The organism is Nocardia sp. NPDC050718, assembly GCF_040654235.1.
GTDB lineage: Bacteria > Actinomycetota > Actinomycetes > Mycobacteriales > Mycobacteriaceae > Nocardia.
The window spans coordinates 873086-886143 of record NZ_JBFAHQ010000001.1; the positions used below are offsets into that span (position 1 = coordinate 873086).

General features: G+C 70.2%; 13 protein-coding genes and 1 pseudogene. 8 read left to right on the top strand and 6 right to left on the bottom strand.

What is annotated here, in order from left to right; genetic code table 11:
* Window positions 1-6: 6 nt before the first annotated feature.
* From AB0H54_RS04250 to AB0H54_RS04265, 4 genes and pseudogenes are all read right to left on the bottom strand, one after another.
* Window positions 7-468, bottom strand: a pseudogene (locus tag AB0H54_RS04250) (carboxymuconolactone decarboxylase family protein); the annotation flags it as partial.
* Window positions 469-523: 55 nt separating this feature from the next.
* Complete coding sequence (locus AB0H54_RS04255) at window positions 524-1540, bottom strand: aldo/keto reductase (RefSeq protein ID WP_357342627.1); 1017 nt, start codon at window positions 1538-1540, stop codon at window positions 524-526.
* On the bottom strand, window positions 1537-2001 hold the full coding sequence (locus tag AB0H54_RS04260) for a MerR family transcriptional regulator (protein WP_357342628.1): 465 nt from the start codon (window positions 1999-2001) through the stop codon (window positions 1537-1539). The genes AB0H54_RS04255 and AB0H54_RS04260 overlap by 4 nt, the downstream gene beginning before the upstream one ends.
* Window positions 2002-2090: 89 nt before the next feature.
* Window positions 2091-2459: a VOC family protein gene (locus AB0H54_RS04265; protein WP_218719632.1), complete on the bottom strand. Its 369-nt coding sequence runs from the start codon at window positions 2457-2459 to the stop codon at window positions 2091-2093.
* 48 nt (window positions 2460-2507) lie between these two features.
* Here AB0H54_RS04265 and AB0H54_RS04270 point away from each other — a divergent pair, with 48 nt between their 5' ends.
* On the top strand, window positions 2508-2711 hold the full coding sequence (locus AB0H54_RS04270; RefSeq protein ID WP_355273778.1) for a hypothetical protein: 204 nt from the start codon (window positions 2508-2510) through the stop codon (window positions 2709-2711).
* A gap of 11 nt (window positions 2712-2722) precedes the next feature.
* Here the strand turns inward: AB0H54_RS04270 and AB0H54_RS04275 are convergent, their stop codons facing one another.
* Window positions 2723-3214, bottom strand: coding sequence for a histidine phosphatase family protein (locus tag AB0H54_RS04275; protein ID WP_355273775.1), 492 nt, complete (start codon window positions 3212-3214; stop codon window positions 2723-2725).
* A 158-nt stretch (window positions 3215-3372) separates the two neighbouring features.
* Here AB0H54_RS04275 and AB0H54_RS04280 point away from each other — a divergent pair, with 158 nt between their 5' ends.
* Complete coding sequence (locus AB0H54_RS04280) at window positions 3373-5040, top strand: FAD-dependent oxidoreductase (RefSeq protein WP_357342629.1); 1668 nt, start codon at window positions 3373-3375, stop codon at window positions 5038-5040.
* 33 nt (window positions 5041-5073) lie between these two features.
* On the opposite strand, the gene AB0H54_RS04285 is transcribed toward AB0H54_RS04280, so the two are convergent.
* Window positions 5074-5847 carry an acyl-ACP thioesterase domain-containing protein gene (locus tag AB0H54_RS04285; protein WP_357342630.1) on the bottom strand — a complete coding sequence of 258 codons (774 nt, stop codon included), beginning with the start codon at window positions 5845-5847 and terminating at the stop codon, window positions 5074-5076.
* Between the two features lie 142 nt (window positions 5848-5989).
* Between AB0H54_RS04285 and AB0H54_RS04290 the strand changes: the two genes are divergently transcribed.
* From AB0H54_RS04290 to AB0H54_RS04315, 6 genes are all read left to right on the top strand, one after another.
* Complete coding sequence (locus tag AB0H54_RS04290) at window positions 5990-7648, top strand: protein kinase (RefSeq protein WP_357342631.1); 1659 nt, start codon at window positions 5990-5992, stop codon at window positions 7646-7648.
* A 56-nt stretch (window positions 7649-7704) separates the two neighbouring features.
* Window positions 7705-8679 carry an NADPH:quinone oxidoreductase family protein gene (locus AB0H54_RS04295; protein ID WP_355273763.1) on the top strand — a complete coding sequence of 325 codons (975 nt, stop codon included), beginning with the start codon at window positions 7705-7707 and terminating at the stop codon, window positions 8677-8679.
* A 59-nt stretch (window positions 8680-8738) separates the two neighbouring features.
* The gene (locus tag AB0H54_RS04300) at window positions 8739-9851 is read left to right on the top strand and encodes a winged helix DNA-binding domain-containing protein (RefSeq protein WP_357342632.1); all 1113 of its coding nucleotides are present in this window, start codon (window positions 8739-8741) and stop codon (window positions 9849-9851) included.
* 128 nt (window positions 9852-9979) lie between these two features.
* The gene (locus tag AB0H54_RS04305) at window positions 9980-11293 is read left to right on the top strand and encodes an amidohydrolase family protein (RefSeq protein WP_357342633.1); all 1314 of its coding nucleotides are present in this window, start codon (window positions 9980-9982) and stop codon (window positions 11291-11293) included.
* Window positions 11294-11405: 112 nt separating this feature from the next.
* Window positions 11406-12191, top strand: coding sequence for an ABC transporter ATP-binding protein (locus AB0H54_RS04310; protein WP_357342634.1), 786 nt, complete (start codon window positions 11406-11408; stop codon window positions 12189-12191).
* Window positions 12191-13039: an ABC transporter permease subunit gene (locus tag AB0H54_RS04315; protein WP_357342635.1), complete on the top strand. Its 849-nt coding sequence runs from the start codon at window positions 12191-12193 to the stop codon at window positions 13037-13039. Before AB0H54_RS04310 ends, AB0H54_RS04315 begins: the two co-directional genes overlap by 1 nt.
* Window positions 13040-13058 lie beyond the last annotated feature (19 nt).

The window sequence follows — 13058 nt, forward strand, 5'->3', positions numbered from 1 at the left end:
CTCCTTCCGCACCGGAACAGGGTGCGCGCTCAGGATCGACACGCGGTTGAACGCGCCGATCGCGACGGCGATCCAGACGATCACCGAGATCTGTTCATCGGACCAATGCTCGCGCGCGATCTCGTATTCCCGATCGGTGCGCTCCTCGTCGGGCAGCGTGGTGACGGCCTCGGCCAGCCCGAGCGCGGCCCGGTCGGCGGCCGAATACGTGCCGCCGCGCCGCCACGCGGGCAGCACCGCGATCTCCTGCGCCGACAGGCCGGCGCCCAGGCCCGCGTGCTCGTGCACGTCGAGGCAGTACGGGCAGCCGTTGATCTGGGAGACCCGCAGATTGATCAATTCGATCAGCCGCCGCTCGATCCCCGCGGCCGCGGCGGCGGCGCGGATCTCGGCGGCGGTCGCGCTGAGTGCCTTGAAGATCGCCGGATGCTGCTTGTCGATCCATACGCGGTCGTGGCGTTCGGTCACCCTGGCGATGCTAGCGCCGCGCGCCGCGGCCGGTCGGACCGCGGCGCGCCGACGGTTACTCCCGGCCCGCGGAGGTGAAGGACATGTCGGCGTACCGGTTGCCCGCCACTTGCGCGGCGATCGGCTCCAGCGTCGCGAGCTCCTCGGCGGTGAGCCGGACCGTGGCCGCCGCGACGTTCTCGGCCAGCCGGGCGCGCTTGCGGGTGCCGGGGATCGGCACGACCGGCAGGCCGTGCGCCTCGGCGCGCGCGTGCACCCACGCCAGCGCCGCCTGTGCCCTGGTGATTCCGTTGGCCTCGGCGATCGCCGCCAGCAGGGCGAGCAGCGCGGCGTTGTGCTCGGCGTTGTCGCCGGTGAAGCGCGGCTGGAACCTGCGGAAGTCCTTGTCGCCGAGGTCGTTCGCGGTGCGGAAGGCGCCGGTGAGGAAGCCGCGGCCCAGCGGCGAGTACGGCACGAAGGCCACGCCGAGTTCGGCGGCGGCGGGCACCGCGGTGCGCTCCACGTCGCGGGAGAACAGCGACCATTCCGACTGCACGGCCGCGATCGGGTGCACCGCGTGCGCGGCGCGCAGCTCGTCGCCGGTCACCTCGGAGAGCCCGAGCGCGCGGACCTTGCCCGCCGCGACGAGTTCGGCCAGCGTGCCGACGGTCTCCTCGATCGGCACCCGCGGATCGCGGCGGTGCATGTAGTACAGGTCGATGGTGTCGATGCCGAGGCGGCGCAGGCTCGCGTCGACCGCGGCGCGGATGTAGCCGGGGGAGTTGTCGAAGCCGCGGTAGCCGGGGTCGTCGGCCTTGCGGACGATGCCGAACTTGGTCGCGATCACCAGCTCGTCGCGGTGCGCGCGGACGAACCCGGACAGGAACTCCTCGTTGTGGCCCGAGCCGTAGATGTCGGCGGTGTCGAAGAGGGTGACGCCGAGTTCGAGCGCGTGCTCGAGGGTGGCGCGCGATTCGGCCTCGTCGGTCTCGCCGTAGAACTCGCTGATGCCCATGCAGCCCAGGCCCTGCACGCCGACCAGCGGGCCGTCGGTGCCGAGGGCGGTGGTCGGCAGCGTCGCGGTGGTGCTCATGTATCGGTTCCTTCGCTCGTGTGCGCGGTGCCCGTGGCCGGCCGATCGGCCTCGGATCTGCCCTCGTAGATGGCGATCTTGTAGTCGAGGACGGCCACGGTCTGCTGGAGTTCCGCGATCTTGTCGAGCACGTCGGACCTGGTCTGCCGGAACATCTCGAGCCGCTCCGGGTAGGTCTGCTCACCCGCCCTGACCAGTTCGGCGTAGCGGATCATGTCGGCCACCGGCATGCCGGTGAGCCGCAACCGGCTGATCAGCTCGAGCCATTCCAGGTCACGGTCGCTGAAGCGCCGGTTGCCGGTGTGGTCGCGGCCGACGTAGCCCATCAGCCCGATCCGCTCGTACCAGCGCAGGGTGTCGCGACTGAGACCGGAGCGCTCGGCGACCTGGCCGATCGAGTAGCGCGGGCGTTCGCGATCGTCGTCCCCGGCGGTGGTGCGCAGGGCCGCGTCCTTGTCCATCGTGCTCGTCCCTTTCTCGTGGAACCCCACCGACGCTATCCACCTGGAGTGCGCTCCAAGCAAGACTTGTTCTCGCGGGACGAGCGAATTCAGTTGTACTTCGGCAGCTCCTGCACGGCCCACCGGTTGCCGTCGGGGTCGGCGAAGAAGGTGAACAGGCCCCAGCCCATGTCCTGCACCGGGCTGGCCTCCACGCCGGCGGCCACGAGCTGCTCGTAGGCCTGCTGCGCGCTGGGGACGACCATCTGCATGCCCTCGACGCTGCCGGGGGCGGCGCTGGTCAGGCCGCGGCCGATGCAGATCGAGCAGCCCGAGCCGGGCGGGGTGAGCTGGACGAAGCGGATGTCGGGGCTCGGGGTGTGGTCGTGATCGGCGTTGAAGCCGATGCTGGTGTAGAAGTCCTTGGCCCGATCGACGTCGGTGACCGGGATGGCAACGAGCTCGATTTTCCAATCCATGCCGTTCAGCATGGCACCGGTGGCCGACAGAAACGTAGTCTGGATCACATGGCTGGTAAGAACATCGACCGCGTCAGGGCCCGATCGGCCTGGGAGACGGTCAAGGAGAGCCCGGTGATCACCGCGATCGCGGTGGCGCCGGTGGTGCTGGTGCTCGGCGTGGTGTGGTGGCTGACGAACGGTTTCGTCGCCTTCGTGCTGCTCGCCCTGCTCGGGGTCGGCATCGTCGTCGGCGGCAAGCTGCTCAAGTAGCCGCGGCCGCCTCAGCGCGGAACGTGGAAGAAGGTGAGTTCACCCGAACCCGGGTCCAGCTGTGCCCACGGCCGGTCGAACTCGAGCACGGCCAGCGCCGAGGTGGGGAATTTGCGGCTGAGCTCGGTCGCCTGATCGGAGTCGCGATTGGCCGCGAGTTCCCAAGCGGTCCACGGGATTCCGGGCACGTGGCCGACGACGAGCAGGGTGCCGACGGCATCGTCGGTGAGCTGGATCAGCTCGATCAGGGTGTGCGGGTTCGCCTCGTAGATGTCGTCGGTGTACTCCACCGGCGCGTCGATCCCGGTCGCGGCGAGCGTCTGCCTGGTCCGGGTGGCCGTCGAGCAGCGCACCGCGTCGATCGGTGGCTGGGTGTCCCGCAGCCAGGCACCGGCCAGGGCCGCCTCCCGCTGCCCACGCGGCGCCAGCGGGCGGGCATGATCGCCGACTCCGTCGGGGTACGCCGATTTTCCGTGCCGCATCAGGATGAGGGTCGCCACCATGGGAACCACCGTAATCCCGACCGCGGGTGAGGTCGCGGTCACACTCGAGGCACACTGAAAGCTGCGTCACCGTAGATGTGTTCGTGGCACACCCGCCGCGGGCCCGCTCCGGACGACGTCTCGAGCCACCGACCACACATTTCGAGGATCTGCACACTATGGCCTACGTCATCACGCAGCGTTGTTGCAACGACGCCAGCTGCGTCACCGAGTGCCCGGTCGACTGCATTCGCCCGACTCCGGATCAGCCGGAGTTCGCCACGGCGGAGATGCTGTACATCGACCCCGACACCTGCATCGACTGCGGAGCCTGTGTCGACGCGTGCCCGGTGGACGCCATCTTCTCCGAGGACGACCTGCTCGCCTCGCTGGCCAGGTACCGCGAGATCAACGCCGCCTACTTCCAGCGCCACCCGCTGGAGTCGAACTTCGATCCGCTGGCCACCCCGACCCGTCCGCCCAAGGACCTGGGCACGCTGCGCGTCGCGATCGTCGGCGCCGGCCCGGCCGCCTGCTACGCCGCCGACGAACTGCTGCGCCGCAGCGACGTCGAGGTCGAGATGTTCGACCGGCTGCCGACCCCGTGGGGGCTGGTGCGGGCGGGCGTCGCGCCCGACCACGCGGGCACCAAGAACGTGGCGAACATGTTCGACTCGGCCTTCCGCCGCGAGACGCTGCAGTACTACCTCAACGTCGAGGTGGGTCAGCACATCGACCACCAGGAACTGCTCGATCACCACCACGCGGTGATCTACGCGGTCGGCGCGTCCAGCGACCGCAAGCTCGGCGTGCCCGGCGAGGACCTGCCCGGCAGCCACTCGGCCACCGAGTTCGTCGCCTGGTACAACGGTCACCCCGACTTCGCCGATCGCGAGTTCGACCTGTCCGGCGAGCGCGCGGTGATCGTCGGCAACGGCAACGTCGCGCTCGACGTCGCCCGCGTGCTCACCGTCGACCCGGACGAGCTCGCCAAGACCGACATCGCCGACCACGCCCTGGACGCGCTGCGCAACAGCAACATCCGCGAGGTGGTGATCCTCGGCAGGCGCGGCCCGCTGCAGGCCGCCTACAGCACCCCGGAGTTCCTGTCGCTGACGCACCTGAAGGGTGTCGACGTCGTCGTCGATCCGGCCGATATGGTCCTGGATCCGCACAGCCAGGCCCTGCTGGACGACCCGAACATCGAGCCGTCGCTGCGGCTGAAGTACACCCTCGCCCAGGAGTACGCCACCGCGGAGCACGACCCGGCGCACAAGCGGATCGTCTTCCGCTACCTGACCACGCCGACCGCCGTGCACGGCGAGGGCAAGGCCACCTCGATCGAGTTCGCGCACAACGAATTGACCGAGGAGAACGGGCAATTGGTGGCCACCGCCACCGACCGCACCGAGTCGCTGGACACCGGCCTGGTGCTGCGCTCGATCGGGTACCGCGGCGTGCCGATCGCGGGCCTGCCGTTCGACGAGCGGCGCGGCACCGTGCCCAGCGAGCACGGCCGCGTCATCGAGGCGACCGAGCCGGTGCCGGGCGTGTACGTCTCCGGCTGGATCAAGCGCGGTCCGCGCGGGGTGATCGGCTCCAACCGGGTCGACGCCGAGGAGACGGTGGAGGCGCTGATCGCCGACTTCATCGCGGGCAAGCTGACAGCGCCGACCGGTGACCGGGCGGCGCTGCAGGCCCTGCTCGCGCAGCGGCAGCCGGAGCTGGTCGACCGCAAGGGCTGGAAGACCATCGACCAGGCCGAGAAGGCCGCGGGCAAGGCGGCGGGCAGGCCGCGGGTCAAATTCACCACCCGCGCCGACCTGCTCAAAGCGGCCAAGGGCTAGCCGGAAGGCCCCGGTCCGCGCGGCGGGCCGGGGCTAGTCCGGCAGGGGCATGATCCGGACGACGGTCGTGGTGATCCCACCGACCACGAACCACAGCCGCAGCACCGGGCGGCCGGTCCGGTCACCCGGTTCGTAGCGGCCGCGCACCGTGATGTGCTCGCGGGCCAGCACCGGAGCCACGTATTCGATGACCGCGCGGTGCGGTCCGGCGACCAGCTTGGGATAGTCGACCAGGAACTGCTCGACGGCCTGCCAGTAGCAGGTGTGATTGACGTGGTTGTACTGGTCGATATCGGTCGCGCGCACCGGGAACGGCAGATCGGTGTCGGATTCGCGCGGCGCCGGATCGGTGAGATAGGGCCGCCAGCGTAACCGGTGCTCATCGGTGGATCGGGCCAGGTAGGCCAGGCCCTCGTCGCTGATCCGGGCGGGCTGGTTGCTGGACTCGCTGAGGTTGATCCAGAAACCCTCGGTCTCGATCAGGCCGCCGCCGTCACTGGTGATCCGGGTGCGCATGTTCGTCCACCGGGTGGACATGCTCGAACACCAGCGGGTCAGGTGCACCTGATCGGGCCAGGTGACCGGCCGGAGGACATCGATGACGGTGCGGCGCACGATCCAGGTGGGGTCGGTGCGGTGCAGGGCCGTCTGATGGAGTTCGTCCCAGGAGATGTCCTGCAGATAGCGCGCCACGGCATCGAAGCGCAGCCGGTGATAGGGATCCACGTCGCCAGCCCGGACGGGCCACGCCGCGGCGAAACCCATGCCCTCCTGGGGAAGCGGGGCCAGTGGCTGTTCGAGTGACACGTGTGCTCCTTGCACGGCGCACCAGGTGTGCCGCGACTTCTTGCGTAGTTCTGCTGACGACTTTACGGGGCGCAGATCACACCCTCACGCGGAGCCGGGGCAAGCGGTATCGGATTCGACCGGCTCCCGGTAGCCTGCAGGAATGGCCGGCGGGGCGATGGCGGGCTCGATGTTCGGGCGCTATGAAATGCGCAGACTCCTCGGAGTCGGCGGTATGGGGGAGGTCTACGAGGCCTACGACACCTCCAAGAGTCGCACTGTCGCCGTCAAGGTACTCAACCGCGAGCTGGCCAGGGACCCCGTCTACGTGCAGCGATTCCGCCGGGAGTCGCACGCGATGGCGAGTGTGCAGGAACCGCACGTCATCCCGGTGCACGACTGGGGCGAGGTCGACGGCGTCCTCTACATCGACATGCGGCTGGTCAAGGGCACCGATCTCAAGGACCGTCTGCAGCGGCACGGCAGGCTGACGCCCGGCGAGGCGGTGCAGGTGGTGGAGCAGATCGCCGCCGCGCTCGACGCCGCACACGAGATCGGCCTGATCCACCGCGACGTGAAGCCGGCCAACATCCTGCTCACCAGCAGCATGTTCGCCTACCTGGTCGACTTCGGCATCGCCCACACCGACTCCGATCCGCAGCTGACCAGCACCGGCAGTGCCGTCGGCTCGATGGCCTACATGGCGCCGGAGCGCTTCGAGGACGCGCCGCTGACCGCCGCCGTCGACACCTACGCGCTCACCTGTGTGCTCTACGAGGCGCTGGTCGGGCGGGTCCCGTACCCGGTGAACAGCCTCGCGGGCGCGATCGGCTCGCATCAGATGGCGCCACCGCCGCGCCCGAGCGCCGTCGACCCGGCGCTGGAGTTCTTCGATCCGGTGATCGATCGCGGCATGGCCAAGCGGCCGGGGCAGCGCTACGCCACCCCCGGTGACCTGGCCCGCGCCGCCCGCGCGGCGCTGGTGCAGGGCGAGCGGGCCGCCCCGCGTACCGCGCCGGGTCCGCAGGTGGCGGCCGCGACCGTGGTCGGCCCGGTGACCGGGCCCCGGTCCTACGACACCGGTGCGCCACCGCCGCCTACCGTGTCCGGCCCCCAGGTGGTGGTTCCGCAGGTCTCCGGTCCGCAGCCGCAGTGGACCCCGCCGCCGGGCTACCAGGTCGGCGCCCCGCAGCAGCCCACCCGGGTCGGCGGGTACACCCATCCGTCCGCGCCGCTGCCGCTGCCGCCGCAGCGCGGTTCCTCGACGCCGATCCTGGCCGGGGCACTGGGCGCGTTGATCGTGGTGGCGGTCGTCGGCGTCGCGGTGTGGGTGATGCTGAGCGTCGGTGACGACAAGCAGAAGACCATCGCCGATCCGCCGATCACGACCACCGGGGAGGTCGTCCCGCCGCCGGTGATCGAGACGGTCAGCCAGACCGTCACCACCACGCGGGTCGTGCCGACCCCGACCAGGACGACGGTGCCGCCGCTGCAATCGAGTGTCAGCGGCGCCGACGGCCAGGGCTTCCTGAACAGCCCACGCTGCAACGACAACGACGCCGCGATGACGATCGCGCGCACCACCGGTTCGCGCGTGGTCATCTGCCATACCGGCGACAACCGCTACTACTACAAGGGCGCCAGGGCCAGCGACGGTCTCGGCATCGAACTCGACGACCCGGTGCCGACCGGCGGCGGCGGTTTCACCGCCACCAACCCGACCGACGGCACGCAGTATCAGCTCAGTCCCGCCGGGCTCACCATCGTCAAGGGTGGATCCGTGCTGGCCAGCGAGTCGGTGACGGAATTCGCCCATCGCTGATCGGCCCGCCGGGATATGTTCGCGGTAGAGGGTGTCACCGAGAGAGGTTTTGGAAAATGCGCGCAGCCCAGGTCGGCAAGCTGGATGGTCCGTCGGCGATCGAGATCGTCGACCTGCCCGAGCCGGTGGCCTATCCCGGCGGGGTCCTGATCGACGTGCACGCCGCGGGCATCGCCTTCCCGGACGTGCTGATGACGCGCGGCCTGTACCAGATGAAGCCGGGCCTGCCGTTCGTCGTCGGCGGCGAGGTGGCGGGCGTGGTGCGCGAGGCGCCGGAGGGCTCAGCCCTGCGCCCTGGTGATCGGGTCGCCGCGCTGACCATGCTCGGCAACGCCGTCGCCGAGGTGGCCGTCTCGCCCGAGCACGCCGTGTTCAAGCTGCCCGACAACGTCTCGCTCGACGCCGGCGCAGGCATCCTGTTCAACGACCTCACCGTGCACTTCTGCCTGACCAAGCGCGGCCGGATCGCCCAGGGCGAGACGGTGCTGGTGCACGGCGCGGCAGGCGGCATCGGCACCTCCACCCTGCGAATGGCCAGGGCGTTGGGCGCGGGCCGGGTGATCGCCGTGGTGAGCACCGAGTCGAAGGCGCAGGTGGCCAAGGCCAACGGCGCGACCGACGTCGTACTGACCGAGGGCTGGCTGGCCGCGGTGAAGGAGCTCACCGACGGCCGCGGCGTCGACATCGTGCTCGACCCGGTGGGCGGCGACCGCTTCACCGACAGCGTCCGCTCGCTGGCAGGCGGCGGCAGGCTGCTGGTGGTCGGTTTCACCGCGGGCGAGATCCCGACCGTGAAGGTGAACCGGCTGCTGCTCAAGAACGTCGAGGTGGTCGGGGCCGCGTGGGGCGAGTGGGTGATGACGCACCCGACCTACCTGGCCGAACAGTGGGCCGAGGTCGAGCCGCTGCTGGCCTCCGGCGCCATCCCCGCGCCGGAGCCGGTGCTGTACCCGCTGGAGAAGACCGCCGAAGCCGTTGCGGCGCTGGACAACCGGACCGCCACCGGCAAGGTCGTCGTCCAGCTGCGCTGAGCGCGGGTCGGGGTGGGCCAGTATCGTCCACCTCGTCACCGGGCCGTCGAAGGAGTCGCATGCAGGTGTCGAATCGGGTGCTGAACCGGACGCTGCTCGCGCGTCAGCACCTGCTGGAGCGCTCGACGCTGAGCACCCCGCAGATGTGCGATCACCTCATCGGCCTGCAGGCCCAGGATGTGCCGCCGCCGTTCGTCGGATTGTGGAGCCGGATCACCGATTTCGATCCGGCGACGGTGTCGGCGGGGCTGGAGGATCGGTCGCTGGTGCGGATCACCCTGATGCGCGGCACCATTCACCTGGTCACCCCGCCGGACGCGCTGCGGATCGCGCCGCACATCCAGCCGGAACTGGAGAAGGTGCCGTTCCGCAAGGGCTTCAACTACGGGGCGATGGTCGGTCTCGATCCCGAGGAGCTGCGCGCGCACGGCGAATCCGTGCTCGGCGACGCGCCGATGGCCGCCGCCGACCTGCGCACCGAGGCGGCCAGGCTCTACCCCGACCGCGATCCCGGCCCGGTCGTGCAGACCTGGCTCTACCAGCTCCCGGTCCTGCAGACCCCGCCGCGCGGCCGCTGGCGCGACAACAGCAGGCCGGTGTGGTCGCGGGTCGAACCCTGGCTGGGCGCCCCGCTCGACCCGGACTATCCGGTGGCCGAACTGATCCTGCGCTACCTGCGCGCGTTCGGGCCCGCCAGCACGATGGACATGCAGACCTGGTCCCGGCTGCCCGCCATGAAGCAGGCCGTCGCCGCGCTGGGTGACCGGGTCCGCACCTACACCGACGAACGCGGCCGCACCCTCTACGACGCCGCCGACCTCACCCTCGCCGACCCCGATCAGCCCGCGCCGGTCCGCCTGCTCGGCTGGTACGACAACCTGCTGCTGTCCCACCAGGACCGCAGCCGCGTCCTCGGCGACGATTCCGCGCCGCCGCTGCGCGCCTTCGCCTCCTGGGTCTCCCCGGTGCTCATCGACGGCTTCCTCGCCGGGATGTACAAGGTCTTCGTGAAGTCCGGCACCGCGCGATTGCGGATCAGCCCGGTCCGCGCCTGGACGAAAGCCGAAGCGGCGCAGGTCGAAGCGGAGGCCGCGGCGCTGCTCGCCTTCCTCGAACCGGAATCGGCGCCCGCCGTGGAGATCCTCGCGCCCGGCGCGGACGTCCGGCCGTGACACGCGTTTAACGCCCTGGCAACACCGGCTTCCTAGGGTCGGTGCCACGACGTTCATGGCTGCAACGGACGACGTGCTCCGCTGATCCGGGCGGGCGAACCAGCCGCATCCGCAGAAGAGGTGCGCGCATGGGTTCCCCCGCGTCCGTTGTCATCACCGACGTCACCGTCTACACCGAACAGGGCTGGGCGCCCGGCGAAGTCGTCGTCCGCGACGGTGTCGTCGTCGCCCTGGCGGCCGGTCCCGAACACGCCGGTCTGCCCCGTTTCGACGGCGGTTCCGGCTATCTGCTGCCCGGCTTCGTCAACACCCACACCCACCTGCAACAAGCCGTACTGCGCGGTGCCGGTGAGGGTCTGCCGCTGCTCGAATGGTTGCGCTGCGTCGGTGAGTTCACGGTCGCTGCCACGCCGGAGCAGACCTATCTCTCGGCCCTGGCCGGTGGCCTGGAACTGCTGCGCGGCGGGGTCACCACGGTGGTCGAGCACCTGTGGCCGAACCCGTCGGACGCGGTCCACCAGGCGATGATCCGGGCGCTCGACGAGCTCGGTATCCGGGTCGTGCTCGGTCGTGGCATCGCCGATCGCGCCGACAGCACCCGCAAGTGGGGCCTGGATCCGCGCCTGCTGCAGCCGCTGGACGAGGCGCTGGCCCACGTCGACGCCCTCGACGCGCAGCTGCGCGGCACCCGGATCACCACCGCGCTGGCCGTGCCCAACCCCCGCTGCCTCACCCCGGAGGGGATGGCCGCCACCCGCGAATACGCCAAGGCGACCGGCAAGACGGTGTCGATACATGTTCTGGAGACCACCACCGACGACGAGATGTGCCGATTGCATGCAGGCGCCGGTGCCGTCGACTACCTCGACGCGAGCGGTTTCCTCTGGGATCGCACCTTGGCGGTGCACTGCGTCAACCTCGACGCGCACGGCCGCGCGGTCTTCGCCGAGCGCGGTGTGGCCGTGTCCTACAACCCGGTCTCCAATATGCGTCTCGGCAGCGGCGTCGCCCCGGTGCCGGAGCTGCTTGCCGCGGGCGTCGACGTGACGCTCGGCGTCGACGGTGCCGCCAGCAACGACACCCAGGACATGCTGCTGGCGCTGCGCTTCGGTGCGTTCCTGCAGCGTGCGGCCAACAAGCGGGCCGATCTGCTCGGCTTCGCCGACATGCTGCACATGGCCACCGGCGCGGCGGGCCGCGTCCTCGGCGGGCCGACCCGCACCGGCGTCGCCGTCGGCGACCGCGCCGATCTCACCCTGGTCCGCTTCGATCGCGACTTCGCCTGCCTGCCGGTCCTCGACCCCGGCGCCACGCTGCTCACCGCCGCGTCACCCCGGGTGATCGACACCGTCTGGGTCGACGGCGAGGCCGTGCTCCGCGACGGCGTCAGCACCCGGGTCGACGCGCAGGACCTCGCGTCGCGCCTGCTTCGCATGCGCTGATTGTTAATACGTCGGAAACGAACAACACATTGCATGTAATTCTGGCAATTCACACTGATGTCAATCACAAGTTGCACGCAACATCGACAACCCGCAGGGGAAGGTGATCACGGTGACGCTCTACGACACGGTGAACGACGCCGACGCGAGGACGCTGCTGTCCGGCCTGGAGGTCTCCTTCGCCGGCGTCGGCAAGCGATTCGGCGGCGACGAGGGCACGCTCGCCCTGACCGAGATCGACCTCGACCTCCGCGAGGGCGAATTCGTCGCGGTGGTCGGCCCGTCCGGCTGCGGCAAGTCGACGCTGCTGCGCCTGGCCGCCGGACTCGAAGCGGTGAGCACGGGCGCTGTCGCGGTCCGCACGGACTCGATCGGCTTCATCTTCCAGGAGGCCACCCTGCTGCCGTGGCGCAAGGTCCGCCGCAATGTCGAACTCTCGGCCCAGCTGGCCGGGGTCGACCGGGCGGTGCGCCGCGAGCGGGTCGAGCGCGCCATCGCGGCGGTCGGTCTCGCCGACTTCGCGAACAAACTGCCGCACCAGCTCTCGGGCGGCATGCGGATGCGCGTCTCGCTGGCCAGGGCGCTCTCGCTGGAACCGCGGCTGATGCTGCTCGACGAGCCGTTCGGCGCGCTCGACGAGATGACCAGGCTGAACATGCAGGAGGAACTGCTGCGGCTCTACCGCGACAACGCCTTCACCGCGCTGTTCATCACCCACTCGGTCTCCGAGGCGGTGTTCCTGGCCTCGCGGGTGGTGGTGATGTCGGCCCGGCCCGGCCGCGTCCACGAGGTGATCGATGTGGACCTGCCGTACCCGCGGGACCGGGAGCTGCGCTTCGACCCCGCCTTCACCGAACTCGTCTCGCGCGTCTCGCGCTCGCTGAAAGAGGCTGCCTGATGGTCAGTATCGCGGCCCGCGCCGTCGCCCCCACCCGTTCGCGCCCGGCTCTGCCGGTGCCACAGCTCCGCAAGCTCGCCCGCGTGCTCGTCGCGCCCGCGGTGTCGATCGCGCTGGCGCTGGCCGCCTGGTACGCGGTGTCGATGCTGGTGCTCAGCGAGAGCCGCCGCTTCCTGCTGCCGCCGCCACACGTCGTGTTCGGCGAATCCCTCGCCGACCCGGCCAAGCTCGAGGTGATGGTCGAGGCGCTGGCGGTCACCGCCCGCGTCGCGCTCACCGGGCTGCTGATCTCGGCGGTGCTCGGTGTCGCCATCGCGGTGCTGATGAGCCAGGCCAAGCCGATCGAACAAGTCGTCTACCCGTATGCCGTGGTCCTGCAGGCCATTCCGGTGCTCGCGGTGGTGCCGCTGATCGGGCTGTGGCTGGGCTACGGTTTCGCCGCCCGCACGACGGTCTGCGTGCTCATCGCCATCCACCCGATCATCGCGATGACCCTGTTCGGCATCAAATCCGTCGACGCCAACCTCCAGGAACTGTTCACCCTCGGCCGCGCGGGCAGGCTGCGCAGGCTCTGGTCGCTGCAACTGCCCGCCGCGCTGCCCTCGACCCTGACCGGATTGCGCACCGCCGCCGGGCTCTCGGTCACCGGCGCGATCATCGGCGACATGTTCTTCGCGCAGGGCAAACCCGGCATCGGCACCCTGCTCGACACCTACCGCGCCCGCCTGCAATCGGAGGACCTGATCGGCGCGCTGCTGCTGGCCGCGCTGTTCGGCGTGCTCGTGTTCACCGTTTTCACCGTGGTGCAGAAGGTCAGCGTCGGCCGCTGGCACAACTCCGCGCACTAGCTCGTCCCCCCGCACAGAG

What these genes read in the sequence shown, in the direction of transcription:
- AB0H54_RS04315 (WP_357342635.1), top strand. Translation starts at nt 12,191, where the DNA reads ATGGTCAGTATCGCGGCCCGCGCCGTCGCCCCCACCCGTTCGCGCCCG.
- AB0H54_RS04305 (WP_357342633.1), top strand. Translation starts at nt 9,980, where the DNA reads ATGGGTTCCCCCGCGTCCGTTGTCATCACCGACGTCACCGTCTACACC.
- AB0H54_RS04275 (WP_355273775.1), bottom strand. Translation starts at nt 3,214, where the DNA reads ATGGTGGCGACCCTCATCCTGATGCGGCACGGAAAATCGGCGTACCCC.
- AB0H54_RS04260 (WP_357342628.1), bottom strand. Translation starts at nt 2,001, where the DNA reads ATGGACAAGGACGCGGCCCTGCGCACCACCGCCGGGGACGACGATCGC.
- AB0H54_RS04265 (WP_218719632.1), bottom strand. Translation starts at nt 2,459, where the DNA reads ATGGATTGGAAAATCGAGCTCGTTGCCATCCCGGTCACCGACGTCGAT.
- AB0H54_RS04280 (WP_357342629.1), top strand. Translation starts at nt 3,373, where the DNA reads ATGGCCTACGTCATCACGCAGCGTTGTTGCAACGACGCCAGCTGCGTC.
- AB0H54_RS04255 (WP_357342627.1), bottom strand. Translation starts at nt 1,540, where the DNA reads ATGAGCACCACCGCGACGCTGCCGACCACCGCCCTCGGCACCGACGGC.
- AB0H54_RS04295 (WP_355273763.1), top strand. Translation starts at nt 7,705, where the DNA reads ATGCGCGCAGCCCAGGTCGGCAAGCTGGATGGTCCGTCGGCGATCGAG.
- AB0H54_RS04300 (WP_357342632.1), top strand. Translation starts at nt 8,739, where the DNA reads ATGCAGGTGTCGAATCGGGTGCTGAACCGGACGCTGCTCGCGCGTCAG.
- AB0H54_RS04290 (WP_357342631.1), top strand. Translation starts at nt 5,990, where the DNA reads ATGGCCGGCGGGGCGATGGCGGGCTCGATGTTCGGGCGCTATGAAATG.
- AB0H54_RS04270 (WP_355273778.1), top strand. Translation starts at nt 2,508, where the DNA reads ATGGCTGGTAAGAACATCGACCGCGTCAGGGCCCGATCGGCCTGGGAG.